We start from the raw sequence: 16,194 nt of genomic DNA, 5'->3' as shown, positions 1-16,194 counted from the left end.
CGCTCTCCCCGCCAGTTTCTTAGTTGATGACACCACTGATACCAATACGCACACTTGGATCACCTTGCGATGCAGCAGCTACACCACCAGTGATTGACCAACGACCGTTATCAGAAGTTTTACGTAAAGTTACGCCAACTGCATTTTCGCCACCATGGTAAGCAGCACCCGCTGCATAGGTATATTTACCTGCAACAAATGGAGCGGCTTCTAATGCCATTGCAGCTGCGATACCAGCATTAGCTTTCTTCTCAACGTTATCAATACGCTGGTTAGTATCGTAGAATGCTTGTTGCAATTGATCACCCAAGTTCGTAATACGGTTACCTAATTCCTGATTTGACTGGTTCAAGGTACCAATCGCATCATGGATATTATCTTTACCTGTACCACCAATATTGTTGGTTTTAATCGTACCGTCTGGGTTAACCGTAGTGTTACCACCAATGCTGTTCTTGATGCTGTCAGAGATATTATGGATTTGACCACCATTTACCGCTTGGTTAGAACCCGCTTTAATCTCTCCATCCTTAACACCTTGCACAACACGATCGCCCTCTTTACCAGCCATGTTGATACTTGTACCGCCTGTGTCTTTACCGACAGTGATTTCACCGTTTGGTTTCTGCTGCTGAACTAATCCAGTCTTACCATCATTGATGTTTTGGATGTTGTTCTGAATGTTCTGGATATCATTGGTGTTCTTGTCAACGTTTTGCTTAACATCCCACAATTGACCGCCATTCACAGCATCTTTAGAACCCTGCTCAACCTTACCATCAGCAACATTCTTTATATTAGTGCCCTTATCGCCACCACCTAAAGTCACTGAGTTCTTATCAACATTGCCATCTTTGTCTTTGTCATATTGAACCGCGTTATCTGAAAGGTTACCGATGTCTTTACCGATCTGGTCTTTCAATTTATTTAACTGGTCAACATTGACTGCATCTTTACCATTTACACCATCAGCAACATTGCGGATGTTTTTGCCGCCAGCATCAATACCATTCATTGTGATGCTTGGACCATTTTTAATTACCAAGCCGTTGTTGTTCAATACAGTATCGCCAGTAGTAATGCTGTCGAACTTCGCATCTTTCAACAATTCAATCTTGATGCCATCTTCTGTGGTACGTGTAATAACGTTCTCACCGCTGGTCTTCTCTTCTGCAGTTTCTGCATCAGCTCCACCGACGATATTTAACTTATCACCCAACTTACGATGTACATCTTTACCTGCATTACCTGCAAAGTTCAGACCTTTATTGGTCAGATCATTCACACCCGTAGTGACTTTGTCATCGACTGACTTGATCGCATCATTGATGTTGTCTTTACCAGTGCCACCAATGTTATTGGTCGTAATGCTACCGTCTGGATTAACAGTCGTGTTGCCACCAATGCTGTTCTTGATGCTGTCAGAGATATTCTGAATCTGACCACCATTCACTGCATCTTTAGAACCATTAGCAATTGAACCATCTGCAACATTGGTAATGACCTTGTTACCTGCATTGATGCCATCTTTAGTGATGCTTGGACCATCTTTAATGGTTAAGCCATTGTTGTTTAATACAGTATCACCTGTGGTTACGCTGTCTAAAGTAAGATCTTTTTTAGTCGAAACTTCGTAGTTGGTACTACCATCTTTGTTGGTCGTTTCTTTAACTACAATGTTATCGCCTTCAGTAACTGTGGTCTTCGCTTTAGTTGCAGCGTCTTTCACATTGCTGATTGCATCATTGATGTTGTTTTTACCTGTACCACCAATGTTATTGGTCGTAATGCTGCCGTCAGGATTAACAGTCGTGTTACCGCCGATGCTGTTTTTGATGCTTTCAGAGATATTCTGAATCTGACCACCATTGACTGCATCTTTTGAGTCTTTCGCAATTGAACCATCAGCAACGTTAGTAATAACCTTGTTACCTGCATTGATGCCATCTTTAGTGATGCTTGGACCATCTTTAATGGTTAAGCCATTGTTGTTTAATACACTATCGCCAGTGGTAATGCTGTCGAACTTCGCATCTTTCAACAATTCAATCTTGATGCCATCTTCTGTGGTACGTGTAATTACGTTCTCACCGCTAGTTTTGTCTTCTGCTGTTTCAGCATCAGCTCCACCGACGATATTTAGCTTATCACCCAATTTACGATGTACATCTTTACCTGCATTACCTGCAAAGTTCAGACCTTTATTGGTCAGATCATTCACACCTGTAGTGACTTTATCATCGACTGACTTGATCGCATCATTGATGTTGTCTTTACCTGTTCCACCAATGTTATTGGTCGTAATGCTGCCATCTTTATTAACAGTCGTATTACCACCGATGCTGTTTTTGATGCTTTCAGAAATATTCTGAATCTGACCACCATTTACTGCATCTTTTGAGTCATTCGCAATTGAACCATCAGCAACGTTAGTAATAACCTTGTTACCAGCATTGATGCCATCTTTAGTGATGCTTGGACCATCTTTAATGGTTAAGCCATTGTTGTTCACTACAGTGTCGCCAGTGGTAATACTGTCAAACTTCGCATCTTTCAACAATTCAATCTTGATGCCATCTTCTGTGGTACGTGTAATCACGTTCTCACCGCTGGTTTTGTCTTCTGCTGTTGCAGCATCAGCTCCACCCACGATGTTTAACTTATCACCCAACTTACGATGGACATCTGCACCTGCATTACCAGCAAAATTCAGACCTTTGTTTTCCAAGTCAGTCTTGGTTTTATCAATCGTGTTGTTGAGTTCAGTCTTGGTATCAGTAATCTGATTGGTTAACTGATCTTTAGTATTGGTGATCTGGTTACCCAAATCTTTCTTCGCGTCGTCTAACTTGTTGTTGGTATCCGTAATCTTGCCATCTAAACCATCTTTAACGTTAGTTAACTGGTCAACATTGACTGCATCTTTACCATCTTTACCATCTGCAACATTGCTGATGACTTTGTTACCTGCATTGATGCCGTCTTTAGTGATGCTTGGACCATCTTTGATGGTTAAGCCATTGTTGTTCACTACAGTGTCGCCAGTGGTAATGCTGTCGAACTTCGCATCTTTCAACAATTCAATCTTGATGCCATCTTCTGTGGTACGTGTAATCACATTTTCACCGCTGGTTTTGTCTTCTGCTGTTGCAGCATCAGCTCCACCAATAATGTTTAACTTATCACCCAACTTACGGTGTACATCTTTACCTGCATTACCTGCAAAGTTCAGACCTTTATTGGTCAGATCATTCACACCCGTAGTGACTTTGTCATCGACTGACTTGATTGCATCATTGATGTTGTCTTTACCAGTGCCACCAATATTGTTGGTTGTAATGCTACCGTCTGGATTAACAGTCGTGTTACCGCCAATGCTGTTTTTGATGCTCTCAGAAATATTCTGAATCTGACCACCATTTACTGCATCTTTAGAACCATTCGCAATTGAACCATCTGCAACATTGGTAATGACCTTGTTACCTGCATTGATGCCATCTTTAGTGATGCTTGGACCATCTTTAATGGTTAAGCCATTGTTGTTCACTACAGTGTCACCAGTGGTAATGCTGTCTAAAGCAAGATCTTTCTTAGTCGAAACTTCGTAGTTAGTACTACCATCTTTGTTGGTCGTTTCTTTAACTACAATGTTATCGCCTTCAGTAACTGTGGTCTTCGCTTTAGTTGCAGCGTCTTTCACATTGCTGATTGCATCATTGATGTTGTTCTTACCTGTTCCACCAATGTTATTGGTCGTAATGCTACCGTCTGGATTAACAGTCGTATTGCCACCAATGCTGTTTTTGATGCTCTCAGAGATATTCTGAATCTGACCACCATTCACTGCATCTTTAGAACCATTCGCAATTGAGCCATCTGCAACATTGGTAATGACTTTATTACCTGCATTGATGCCATCTTTAGTGATGCTTGGACCATCTTTAATGGTTAAGCCATTGTTGTTCAATACGCTGTCGCCAGTGCTAATGCTGTCAAACTTCGCATCTTTCAACAATTCAATCTTGATACCATCTTCTGTAGTACGTGTAATCACGTTTTCACCGCTGGTTTTGTCTTCTGCAGTTGCTGCATCCGCTCCACCCACGATGTTTAACTTATCACCCAACTTACGATGTACATCTTTACCTGCATTACCTGCAAAGTTCAGACCTTTGTTTTCCAAGTCAGTCTTGGTTTTGTCAATCGTGTTGTTGAGTTCAGTCTTGGTATCTGTAATCTGATTGGTTAACTGATCTTTGGTATTGGTGATCTGGTTACCCAAGTCTTTCTTCGCGTCGTCTAACTTGTTGTTGGTATCCGTAATCTTGCCATCTAAACCATCTTTAACGTTAGTTAACTGGTCAACATTGACTGCATCTTTACCATCTTTACCATCTGCAACATTGCTGATGACTTTGTTACCTGCATTGATGCCGTCTTTAGTGATGCTTGGACCATCTTTGATGGTTAGGCCATTGTTGTTTACTACAGTGTCGCCAGTGGTGATGCTGTCGAACTTCGCATCTTTCAACAATTCAATCTTGATGCCATCTTCTGTGGTACGCGTAATAACGTTTTCACCGCTGGTCTTGTCTTCTGCTGTTGCTGCATCAGCTCCACCGATGATATTTAACTTATCACCCAACTTACGATGTACATCTTTACCTGCATTACCTGCAAAGTTCAGGCCTTTGTTTTCCAACTCAGTCTTGGTGTTATCAATCTTGGTATTCAGTTCGGTTTTGGTGTTATTGATCGTGTTGTTTAACTCAGTTTTGGTATCTGTGATCTGAGTCGTTAACTGATCTTTGGTATCCGTGATTTGGTTACCCAAGTCTTTCTTCGCGTCATCTAACTTGTTGTTGGTATCTGTGATCTTGCCATCTAAACCATCTTTAACGTTGGTTAACTGATCAACATTGACTGCATCTTTACCATCTTTGCCATCAGCAACATTACTGATGACTTTATTACCAGCATTGATACCATCTTTAGTGATGCTTGGACCATCTTTGATGGTTAAGCCATTGTTGTTCACTACAGTGTCGCCAGTGGTAATGCTGTCGAACTTCGCATCTTTCAACAATTCAATCTTGATGCCATCTGCTGTGGTACGCGTAATCACGTTTTCACCGCTGGTTTTGTCTTCTGCTGTATTCGCATCCGCTCCACCGACGATATTTAACTTATCACCCAACTTACGATGAACATCAGCACCTGCATTACCTGCAAAGTTCAGGCCTTTGTTTTCCAACTCAGTCTTGGTGTTATCAATCTTGGTATTCAGTTCGGTTTTGGTGTTGTTGATCGTGTTATTAAGCTCAGTCTTGGTATCCGTAATTTGGTTACCTAAGTCTTTCTTAGCATCGTCTAACTTGTTGTTGGTATCCGTGATCTGGTTGCCTAAATCAGTTTTGGTATCATCCAATTTTTGATTCAAATTCGTAATATTTTGAGCATTATTACTGATATTTTGAGCATTCTCATTAACACGAGAATCAACATTTTTAAGCTGACGCACTGTAACCGCATCAGAATCAGCTGAACCATCTTCAACATTGGTAATACGGCGTTCCTTTCCTGCAGAACCAACAGAAACAACACCATTTGACATTGAAGCGTTGCGATTTGTAAGGAATGAACTTCCTGTTGCTTCAGTTGCAACAGCATCTTGACCTAAAGCCACACTATTTTCAGCATCAACTCGGCTGCGCGCACCTAATGCGACACCACCAACAACCATTGATTGTGCGCCTTGACCAACTGCTACAGCATTTTCCTGATCAGCCAATGCACCACCGCCAATTGCAGCAGAATTTTTACCTGTCGCTTTAGCACCGCCACCAATCGCAGCAGCATTTTCATTGGTCGCTTCAGCACCTTTACCCACTGCAGCAGCATTATCACCAGTCGCTTTGGCATTACTACCAATTGCAGCAGCACCATTACCTGTTGCCGTTGCGCCTTCACCAGGCTTATTACCCGAACCAATTGCAGTTGAGTTTGTGCCAGATGCAAGTGAGTTAATACCCATTGCTGATGCACCATCTCCTGTTGCTTGTGCAACAGCACCAAATGCAGAAGCACCTTTACCTGCAGCATTTGACATCACACCAAATGCAGATGAAGCATCACCAGTTGCCTTAGAAGTCATACCAAATGCAGAAGAAAATGCACCAGTACCTACTGCCTGAGTACCAACTGCTGTTGAACCATGATTCGCTTCAGTTGTTGGATAACGCCCTGCTTTTAGCACACCACCAGTGATATCAGTGTAGGTTTTGCTCAGTTCAGCATCTTGTGCAATTTTATCAACATCATCACCACCAATCGCAACAGATGAGTTACCGCGTGCAATGACATCTGCACCAATCGCAACTGACTGGTCACCAATCGCTTTGGTTTGATCACCAATTGCAATCGATTGATTACTATCTACACCATCCACACCTTTCGTCGCAGAACCCCGTCCAATGGCAATATCACCACGACCTACAGTATTTGAACCCGAACCCATTGCAATAGAGCCTGATCCTGTGGCTTTAGCACTGCTACCCAGAGCCATCGCCTCACGTGCATTGGTGCTTGCATTCACCCCTACTGCTATAGAGTTAAGTCCTTTAGCACCATCATTTTCGTAATTACCACCTTGTACGCCATTATCATTTACACTGACATAATGGGTACGTGCGGATTTTAATTGGCCAACAGTTGCAGCATCAGAATCTACAGCACCATCAGCAACGTTTTGAATACGGCGTTCAGCACCAACATCACCTACAGATAAAACACCCGTCGGTGCAGCTTTTTTGGTTAAGAAACTTTCACCCGTTGCTTGTGTTGCTTTTGAATCTTTACCTAGAGCAATACTGTTTTCAGCTTCTGAACGTGCACCTTTACCAACAGCAACACCACCATCAAAAGTTGTTTCTGCTTGATCACCAATAACAACCGCATTATCTTTTTTAGCTTTTGCACCAGTACCAATTGCTACAGATTTTGCACCAGTCGACTCAGAGAATGCACCAATTGCTAAAGAGTTTTCCTGAGTCGCTACGGCACCACCACCAAATGCGATCGAATCTTTACCTGTCGCTTTAGTTGCCATTTTTGATTGATATTCAGCACCTGCTTGACCTGCAACTGAACCCGCATTTTCAATATCAGGTGAACCAATTGCAATTGCACGATAACCTTCTGCTGTTGCAGAGTGACCAATTGCTAAAGAACCCTTACCAGTTGCCGCTGCAACGTTACCAAGTGCTTGTGCGTAATCTGCTGTAGCTGCTGATTGACGACCAATTGCAAGCGCTGTGTTTCCTTTTGACAATGCTGCAGTACCTATTGCAATACCCGCAATATCAGTCGTCGTCGCATAAGAGCCAATCGCAGTTCCAAAGTTTTGCTCAGTGGTTGCGCCAACTCCAAGACTGATCGCACCACCCTGTTTCATGTTACCTGCAAAGGCACCTGTAGAGTTGTTATAAGGATTTTGACGATTCGCAATATTCGAGCTACCTGTACCTTGGGTTTTTGCGGCACAACCAATTGCAATATCTCGAGTACCAGAGGTATTTGCCACACCCTCAGAACATTGATCTCTCGTTGCTGTCCCAGAAATTGAGGTGCCTGATCCACCACCCCCACCGATATTCTGTGCAGCAAATGCAGCAGGAGAAAAACTAATCGCCCCAACTAAAATAGCAGCCGACAAATTGAGAACGTTAGATTTAGTTTTTGTTTTACTTTTTGCAAGTTCAGATGTTGCAACCCATGCGCCAATCGATGCATTCCAAACCACTTTATAGACTTTATTCATAAAAATTCTCAGATCATTACAACAGTTATTGATGGTCTAAAAATGCCAATAAGCATTTTTAGTTTCGGTGCCAAAAAAGAGTCGCGAATGCTAATAAAATCGAGTAAATTGGTAAAGATTAAGCAAACATGAACATTGAAAAAATGAGACATATTTCTCATATTTGCATACAAAACAATAAAACAAATATATGATTTAAATCACAAAAATACAAAAATGTTTTATTTTGTTCTGCTTTTGTTTTATTTTATAAAGAACATGAAAAATAGAGCAATCACTCCATAGTGAATAATAAAATATTATTCAATACCTAAAATTCACATTAATGATTGGAATAAATTATTAAACTTTAACTTATTAGAAAAAATACAAATAACACCATCAGTTTGAAATTTTACTTATAAATAACAGGATCTTTGATTTTAGAATTTATAGAGTAAATCAAGTATGATTGCTTCTATCAGGATTGCTTTTGAAACCTTATGAGCCCTACCTTAAACTCATTAAGAAAACAACTTCGTTCAAAAAGAAGACAACTCTCTATTTATGAGCAAAATAAAGCTGAACAACAGGTTCTGGTTCATCTCAGACAATTCTCTCGATTTAAATCCGCATCAAAAATTGGACTTTATCTACATGCCTTTGGTGAAGTACATACCAACCAACTGCTAAAGCTTTGTTTTAGGCAAAACAAGCAGGTTTATTTACCTATGATTTGTAATATGAATCAAAATTTGGTTTGGGTCAGAGTAAGCGCACGACAATATTTAAATAAACGTTTCTCTCATCATCCACTTGGCATGAAAGAACCGATGGCAAGTCGTGGCCAACATGTTTCACATTTGGATTTACTTATCATGCCTTTATTGGCTTGTGACCATGAGGGAACACGGATTGGTATGGGGGGTGGCTATTATGATCGGACACTCGCGACAGCAATTCATCGCCCATATCGTCTTGGCCTTGCGCATAACTTTCAATATATCGATCAATCTTTATTCAGGCATAAATGGGATCAACCTTTAGATGGATTGCTTAGCCCTAAAAAGTTCTATCATTTCAAGCGCTAGTCCTCTGTTTTTCTTATTTTCGCAATGAATCTTGAGTAATTTAGTCTTTTTTTTATATTTTCTAATCAAAACCCCTTGTATTTTTTCAAATGCACATCACTATAAAAAACATGGCAACACCGTTGTCACTCATTAGGAGTGCTCATGTCTGAATATATTTTAAATAATGAAACTAGCTTAGAGCCACAGGTTCCAAGTGTATTACCACTCTTAGCATTACGTGATGTTGTGGTCTATCCACATATGCAAATCGCGCTATTTGTGGGTCGTGAAAAATCGATCAATGCAGTGGATGTGGCTCGTAACAGTGACAATTTAGTATTTGTAGTTGCGCAAAAAGATTCGCTCACAGAAGAAATTGATCACGACAATCTCTATCAATATGGAACTGTAGCTAAAATCGTACAGGTCGTGAATCATGAGAATGATGAAAACTGCATCAAAGTACTGATTGAAGGCTTACATCGTTCTAAGCTTGAACGCATTATTGATGGCGAAGAATACTTAACAGCTGAACATCATTTAAGCCCAATGACATTACCTTTGGACCAAGAGACCCAAGAGACTCGCTTAAATGAATTACGTACCCTATTCGCTCAATATGCAGAAGCGAAACTACGTAATGCACGTGAACTCGTTGCAGCAGCAAATAAAATCGAAGACTTATTGCAATTGATGTTCTTCGTTGCAACTCGTGTGCCTTTAAATATTGAAGTAAAACAAAAGTTTTTAGAGCACGACGAGTTTGAAGCTCACTTGCAAGAGTTAATGAGCTATTTGATGAATCAATCTGCTGAACAGCAAATTGAGCAAACGCTGCATGACAGTGTAAAACGCCAAATGGAAAAGAACCAACGTGAATACTTTCTAAATGAAAAAATGAAAGTCATTCAACGTGAACTTTCCGATATGAATGGCGGTGCGGAAGATGACGTTGCAGAAATTGAAAAACGTCTTGCGGAAGCTGATTTACCTGAGCACGTACGTAAAAAAGCTGAAGCTGAGTTTCGTAAGCTGAAAGCGATGCAACCTGCTTCTAGTGAAGCGGCTGTTGTTCGCAACTATCTAGAAGTTATTTTAGATACACCTTGGAATAAAGCGAGCAAGGTCAGTATTAACCTTGCGAAAGCACAGGAAATTCTTGATACAGATCATTACGGCTTAGATGACGTAAAAGATCGTATTGTTGAATACTTGGCAGTTCAGTCTCGTGTTAAAAAACTCAAAGGTCCGATCCTATGTTTGGTTGGTCCTCCAGGTGTTGGTAAGACTTCACTCGGTGAATCAGTTGCAAAAGCAACAGGTCGTGAGTTTGTCCGTATGGCACTCGGTGGTGTACGTGATGAAGCCGAGATTCGTGGTCACCGTCGTACTTATATTGGTGCGATGCCAGGTAAGATCGTACAATCATTGACAAAAGTTGGTGTCAAGAACCCACTATTCTTGCTCGACGAAATTGACAAGATGGCGCAAGACTACCGTGGTGATCCTGCATCAGCATTGCTTGAAGTACTTGATCCATCACAAAACAGCAAGTTCAATGACCATTACTTAGATCTTGATCTTGACCTTTCAGAAGTAATGTTTATCTGTACAGCAAACAGTATGAATATTCCTGAAGCTTTGCTGGATCGTATGGAAGTGATTCGTCTACCGGGTTATACCGAAGATGAGAAAGTGAATATTGCTGAACGTTACCTTGTTCCGAAAGCAATCAAGAACAATGGTTTACGTACAAAAGAATTGACTGTTCACGAAGAAGCAATCCGCGACATCGTACAACGTTATACACGTGAAGCGGGTGTTCGTAGTTTAGAGCGTGAAGTGTCTAAAATTGCGCGTAAAGTGGTAAAAGAAGCAGTTAGTAAAAAGTCTAAGAATTTACAGATTGATGTAACTTCTGCCAATCTTCCAGAATACTTAGGTCCACACAAGTTTGACTTTGGTATTGCCGAAGATGAAGCACAAGTTGGTCGCGTAAATGGCTTGGCTTGGACGTCTGTCGGTGGTGAGTTACTTACCATTGAAGTTGCAGCAGTAAAAGGTAAAGGTAAATTCATTACTACGGGTTCACTCGGTGATGTAATGAAGGAATCAATTACAGCAGCAATGACTGTAGTACGTACTCGTGCTGATGAACTCGGCATTGAAGCTTCTCGTTTTGACGAAACTGATGTGCATGTTCACTTACCTGAAGGTGCAACACCAAAAGATGGTCCATCTGCTGGTTTAGCCCTGACGACTGCCCTTGTATCGGCATTTACAGGTATTGCGATTCGTCCAGATATTGCCATGACAGGTGAAACAAGTCTTGGTGGTCGTGCGATGCGTATTGGTGGCTTAAAAGAGAAACTTCTTGCAGCACACCGCGGTGGAATTAAACTGGTTTTCATTCCACAAGATAACGTCCGTGATTTGGCTGAGATTCCAAACAATGTTAAAGAAGGCTTAGAAATCAAAGCGGTGAAAAGTATTGATGACATCCTACCTTTAGCATTGACGGATACACCAAAGCCTTTACCTAAAACGCCTATTGTTAAACCAGTAGAAGATGTAAAAGCGGCACGTCACTAATCTGTTAAGTAATTGAAAATAAAAAGAGAGCTTCGGCTCTCTTTTTTTGTTACACAATATGGTTGAAAAATAACCAACATGCGGCATAATAAAAATAGAGTCGATAAAAACAAAGGCTAAATTTGACTCATGAACTCATTTTAGCGCTATCCGAACTCCAGACGGATGGCACTTTGATCGCAGCTCATACGCGTTTTGAGCTGCGTTTTTTATGAGTACTGTATAAGTGCTTGTTGTATTTTTTATGACTAGATAAATCGCACTTCCCTGCATGGAAGAGACAACAGCGTTATAATATTGTTCATTTCCTCAATCGCACACGCCTATGAAAATCCGCATTCTCACCATTGGTCAAAAAATGCCTGCTTGGGTGCTGACTGGATTTGAAGACTATTTCAAACGCATTCAGCCTTTTGTACAAACTCAGGTCGTTGAGCTGCCTATGGCAAAACGCGGCAAAAATGACTCAGAAGCAGATATTCTAAAATATTGTCAAATTGAAGGTGAAAGCATTCTCAATGCACTCAAAGCCAATGAAACCTTGATTGCTTTAGAAGTGGGTGGACGTGAACTGAGTACAGAAAAATTAGCTGAAACGATGAAGCAGTGGATGCTTGAAGGAAATGATATTGCGATTGCAATTGGCGGTCCAGATGGACATTCCGATGCTGTTCGCAAAGCGGCTGCTTGGCATTGGTCATTGTCAAAACTCACCATGCCACACCCAATGGTACGTATTTTGTTGATTGAGCAACTTTATCGCGCGATGACCATTAATCACAACCATCCTTACCATCGCGCTTAAAATTGTTCTAATTTTAGAACAACATGTTGAAACTTAAGGGCTGTCATATCGATGCCTATTTTGTCAGGATAGGCTTATATTCCTTCTCAGGTAGTTATTTATGGATCTGCAAACTTTACCCGGATTATTTATCTCACATGGTTCACCCATGCTTGCGCTTGATCCAGAACAAGTGGGTCCAGCACTTCATCGCTTAGGTAATAATCTACCTAAACCTCAAGCTATTGTGGTGATGTCGGCACACTGGGAAAGTCAGGCTTTAGAGGTCAATACATCAACTCGGCCACAAACTTGGCATGACTTCCGTGGCTTTCCACCTGCACTATATGACATTCGTTATCCGGCAGCTGGCGCACCTAAACTGGCAGAAGAAATTCTTACACGATTTGCCGAAGCTGGGATTGCTGCGCATGCAAACAGTACACGTCCACGTGATCATGGCGTCTGGATGCCTCTACTACACATGTATCCAGATGCAGACATTCCTGTGATTGAGATTTCACTGCCAATTCAAATGAATGCAGATGAAATCTATAAAATTGGACAGGTCCTCTCCCCATTACGTGAGCAGCAAATTCTATTGATCGGTTCGGGCAGTATTACTCACAATCTTGCTGAACTGTCATGGCAAGCAGATGCCGACGTACCAACATGGGCCAGCAGTTTCCGCAATACAGTGGTCAGTAAACTGACCCATCAAGATTATGATGCAGTACTGGACTGGCCAACGCTTCCTTATATTCAGCGTAACCATCCAACACTAGAGCACCTCGCCCCACTGTTTTTTGCGATGGGCACAGGTCATCGCTTCAACGTCGTGCATAGCAGCTTCTCGATGGGTTCTTTGGGCATGGATATTTATCGCTTTGATTAAATATCCAACTACATCACATAAAAATAAAATGGGCTTGCTAAAAATAATGGCAAGACTATAAATCTGCTATATTTTTCCAAAATTTTACAAATAGAAACATTTAACAAACTTAATTGCTAAAAGGATGACATGTTCTCTTTTTAAGAATCCTTTAAGCTTATGTCTGTTATTTATTTATCGTTGTTTTGAATATGAAAATCAAATATTTAGTTCTTGCATTACTTCCGCTTTCTTTAATGGCGTGCCAAACTGTGCAAAATGTAACTGATAATGTAATTTCTCAAATTAATACAACTGCTGCAAAAAACCTAACTGAATATAATTGGACTTACCAAGGTTCTAAAGCATCTAAACCTTTAGTGTTATCTTTTAACGCTGACCAAAAACTTGCAATCCAAACTGGGTGTAACAACCAAGGCGGTACTTGGGCTGTTGAAGGCAACAAGATTGTAACTTCCCCGCTTGTATCAACAATGATGGCTTGTGCTGACGATTTAATGCAGCAAGAGCGTTTATCTGCTGACATCTTCAGCGAGAAAAAAGTACCATTTGAAATCAGCACAGTAAATGGTCAAGCAATTTTGACTGTTACTGATGCTAAAGGTCAAAAGCATGTATTTACAGGTGCAAAAGTGGCAAATAGCAACGTATTAACCAACTACACTTGGTCATATCAACCTGCTAATACTAAGCGTCCAATCGTATTAAGCTTCTTAGCGAACGATCGTTTATCTGTAGACACAGGTTGCAACCGTTTAAATACGTCATGGAAAATTGAAAATGGTTTAATCGCTACGGGCGACGGTGCATCAACCATGATGGCATGTGAACCAGCATTGATGGCACAAGAAAAATTCGCGGGTGATCTTCTACAAAAACGTCAAATCGCGTTTGAAGTAAATGCAACCAACCCAGAGCAACCAACGTTGGTAATCGCGGATGCTAAAGGTCAAAAATATACTTTCGTTGGTAAAATGACCCCAGAAGCGAAATACCAGTCTGAAGGTAAAACTGTTTTCTTGGAAATTTCACCAGAAACTAAGTCTTGCACAGGTGTTGCTCCACAAACTTGTATGCAAGTTCGTGAAATCAAATATGATGACAAAGGTTTAAAAACTTACGCAGATAAAAACTGGTCATTGTACTACGGTCAAATCGAAGGTTTTGAACACAACCCACAACAACGTGTGATTGTACGTGTTAAACGTTTTGACATTAAAAACCCTGCTGCTGACCAATCAAGCATTGCAGACGTACTCGATATGGTTGTTGAGCAAGAGATTGTGAAAAAACCATAATTTCATTCAGAAATAAAAAAATCCGATGCTTTGTCATCGGATTTTTTATGGGAAGCCCCTCTTTATTAAAGAGGGATTTCGTACGATTTTTAATAAATACCCTGCGCTAAAATTGCATCAGCAACTTTTACAAAACCTGCAATATTCGCCCCATCAACATAGTTAATTGAGCCATCTTCCTGAGTCCCGTATTTGACACAGTTACGATGGATCTCTTTCATAATCGCATGTAAGCGCTCATCAACCTGTTCAAATGACCAACCCAAGCGATTGGCATTCTGCGACATTTCCAAACCTGAGGTTGCTACCCCACCTGCATTCGATGCTTTACCTGGTGCATACAGGATTTTCGCTGCAATAAATTTTTCAACCGCTTCAAGTGTAGATGGCATATTCGCGCCTTCTGCTACACAAATCACGCCATTCGCCAATAACGTTATTGCATCTTCAGCATTGAGCTCATTTTGCGTTGCACAAGGTAGAGCAATATCTACGGGGATATGCCACGGAGTTTTGCCTTCGAAATATTCAAAACCATGCTTTGATGCGAATTCTGAGATACGACCACGTTGAACATTTTTCAGTTCCATCACTTCATCGAGCAAAGCCTTAGTGAAGCCATTCTTTAAATAGACCGTACCATTTGAATCAGACAAAGTTACGACTTTAGCACCTAAGAACATCGCCTTTTCGGCAGCATATTGCGCCACATTGCCTGAACCTGAAATCGATACGGTTTTATTGGTAAAGCTATCGCCACGAGTTTTCAGCATTTCCTCTGCAAAATACACTGTGCCATAGCCTGTTGCTTCAGGACGAGCCAATGAACCGCCAAATGAAATCCCTTTACCTGTAAATACACATGATGTGTCGTTACTTAACTTCTTCATCATACCGGTCATATAGCCAACTTCACGACCACCCACCCCAATATCCCCAGCAGGAATATCGGTATTTGAGCCGAGATGACGGTATAACTCCAGCATCAAAGCTTGGCAGAAGCGCATGATTTCTGCTTCAGATTTACCTTTCGGGTCAAAATCCGAACCACCTTTACCACCGCCCATTGGCAGAGTAGTTAGCGCATTTTTAAATGTTTGTTCAAAGCCTAAAAACTTTAAAATGGACAAGTTCACAGAAGGATGGAAACGCATTCCCCCTTTGTATGGACCAATTGCAGAGTTGTATTGAACGCGGAAACCACGATTGACATGGGTCTGGCCTTGGTCATCCATCCACGATACACGGAATTGAATCGCTCGCTCAGGTTCAACCAGTCGTTCTAGCAAGCCATATTGAGCATATTTCGGATTTTTCTCAATGAATGGCCACAAGCTGGTCATCACTTCTTCGACCGCCTGCAAAAATTCAGGTTGATATGGATCTCTAGCTTTAACATAATCCAGAAAGTCATTTAAGCTATTGTATTTCAACATTCACCCCCGAGCCTGTGATTTATCTTGGTGCCAAAAATGCACCAAAATAGAGTTTTCCACTATTAAATACAGATTACTATTTCATCACAATATTATTTTTAAGCTTAACTATTTTTATTAATTAAAATCATAATCTTAGATTAATAAATATTCATTATTTAGATAATAAATAAAGGTCAAAAATGTAGAAAAAGTCACATTCCAACAGGAAAACAGATTGATCTAAAAATTTAATTGCACTAAAAAACATCAATAAAAGCACTATTTTTAAGCATAACCAGTTTTCAACGCTATGGATATTTTTCGATTGCTTCGCCG

The 16,194-nt window shown here is 40.8% G+C and carries 7 protein-coding genes; 5 read left to right on the top strand and 2 right to left on the bottom strand.

Translation table 11 applies throughout. From position 1 onward, the window contains the following. Window positions 1–19: 19 nt before the first annotated feature. On the bottom strand, window positions 20–7,819 hold the full coding sequence (gene ata, locus FPL17_RS00920) for a trimeric autotransporter adhesin Ata (protein WP_159882580.1): 7,800 nt from the start codon (window positions 7,817–7,819) through the stop codon (window positions 20–22). Window positions 7,820–8,301: 482 nt separating this feature from the next. On the opposite strand from ata, the gene FPL17_RS00915 reads away from it, so the two are divergent. The 5 genes from FPL17_RS00915 (at window position 8,302) to FPL17_RS00895 (ending at window position 14,440) form a co-directional block, all read left to right on the top strand. Then, complete coding sequence (locus tag FPL17_RS00915; RefSeq protein WP_159882578.1) at window positions 8,302–8,889, top strand: 5-formyltetrahydrofolate cyclo-ligase; 588 nt, start codon at window positions 8,302–8,304, stop codon at window positions 8,887–8,889. Window positions 8,890–9,033: 144 nt separating this feature from the next. Beyond that, on the top strand, window positions 9,034–11,463 hold the full coding sequence (gene lon, locus FPL17_RS00910; RefSeq protein ID WP_151715877.1) for an endopeptidase La: 2,430 nt from the start codon (window positions 9,034–9,036) through the stop codon (window positions 11,461–11,463). Window positions 11,464–11,788: 325 nt separating this feature from the next. After that, a complete protein-coding gene (rlmH, locus tag FPL17_RS00905; RefSeq protein WP_159882576.1) occupies window positions 11,789–12,268 on the top strand; it encodes a 23S rRNA (pseudouridine(1915)-N(3))-methyltransferase RlmH in 480 nt (159 codons plus the stop codon). A 100-nt stretch (window positions 12,269–12,368) separates the two neighbouring features. Then, window positions 12,369–13,142, top strand: coding sequence for a DODA-type extradiol aromatic ring-opening family dioxygenase (locus tag FPL17_RS00900; protein WP_159882574.1), 774 nt, complete (start codon window positions 12,369–12,371; stop codon window positions 13,140–13,142). A gap of 191 nt (window positions 13,143–13,333) precedes the next feature. Continuing rightward, window positions 13,334–14,440 (top strand): META and DUF4377 domain-containing protein, encoded by a 1,107-nt coding sequence (locus FPL17_RS00895; protein WP_159882572.1) that lies wholly within the window; start codon window positions 13,334–13,336, stop codon window positions 14,438–14,440. 89 nt (window positions 14,441–14,529) lie between these two features. Here FPL17_RS00895 and gdhA read toward each other — a convergent pair whose 3' ends face one another. After that, window positions 14,530–15,876 carry an NADP-specific glutamate dehydrogenase gene (gene gdhA, locus FPL17_RS00890; protein WP_159882570.1) on the bottom strand — a complete coding sequence of 449 codons (1,347 nt, stop codon included), beginning with the start codon at window positions 15,874–15,876 and terminating at the stop codon, window positions 14,530–14,532. Window positions 15,877–16,194: the final 318 nt, after the last annotated feature.

The organism is Acinetobacter dispersus (assembly GCF_009884975.1).
Classification (GTDB): domain Bacteria; phylum Pseudomonadota; class Gammaproteobacteria; order Pseudomonadales; family Moraxellaceae; genus Acinetobacter; species Acinetobacter dispersus.
Note: the sequence above shows the minus strand (reverse complement) of the source record. Positions and strands in the feature narration are given on the sequence as shown.

What these genes read in the sequence shown, in the direction of transcription:
- ata (WP_159882580.1), bottom strand. Translation starts at nt 7,819, where the DNA reads ATGAATAAAGTCTATAAAGTGGTTTGGAATGCATCGATTGGCGCATGG.
- FPL17_RS00915 (WP_159882578.1), top strand. Translation starts at nt 8,302, where the DNA reads ATGAGCCCTACCTTAAACTCATTAAGAAAACAACTTCGTTCAAAAAGA.
- rlmH (WP_159882576.1), top strand. Translation starts at nt 11,789, where the DNA reads ATGAAAATCCGCATTCTCACCATTGGTCAAAAAATGCCTGCTTGGGTG.
- gdhA (WP_159882570.1), bottom strand. Translation starts at nt 15,876, where the DNA reads ATGTTGAAATACAATAGCTTAAATGACTTTCTGGATTATGTTAAAGCT.
- FPL17_RS00900 (WP_159882574.1), top strand. Translation starts at nt 12,369, where the DNA reads ATGGATCTGCAAACTTTACCCGGATTATTTATCTCACATGGTTCACCC.
- lon (WP_151715877.1), top strand. Translation starts at nt 9,034, where the DNA reads ATGTCTGAATATATTTTAAATAATGAAACTAGCTTAGAGCCACAGGTT.
- FPL17_RS00895 (WP_159882572.1), top strand. Translation starts at nt 13,334, where the DNA reads ATGAAAATCAAATATTTAGTTCTTGCATTACTTCCGCTTTCTTTAATG.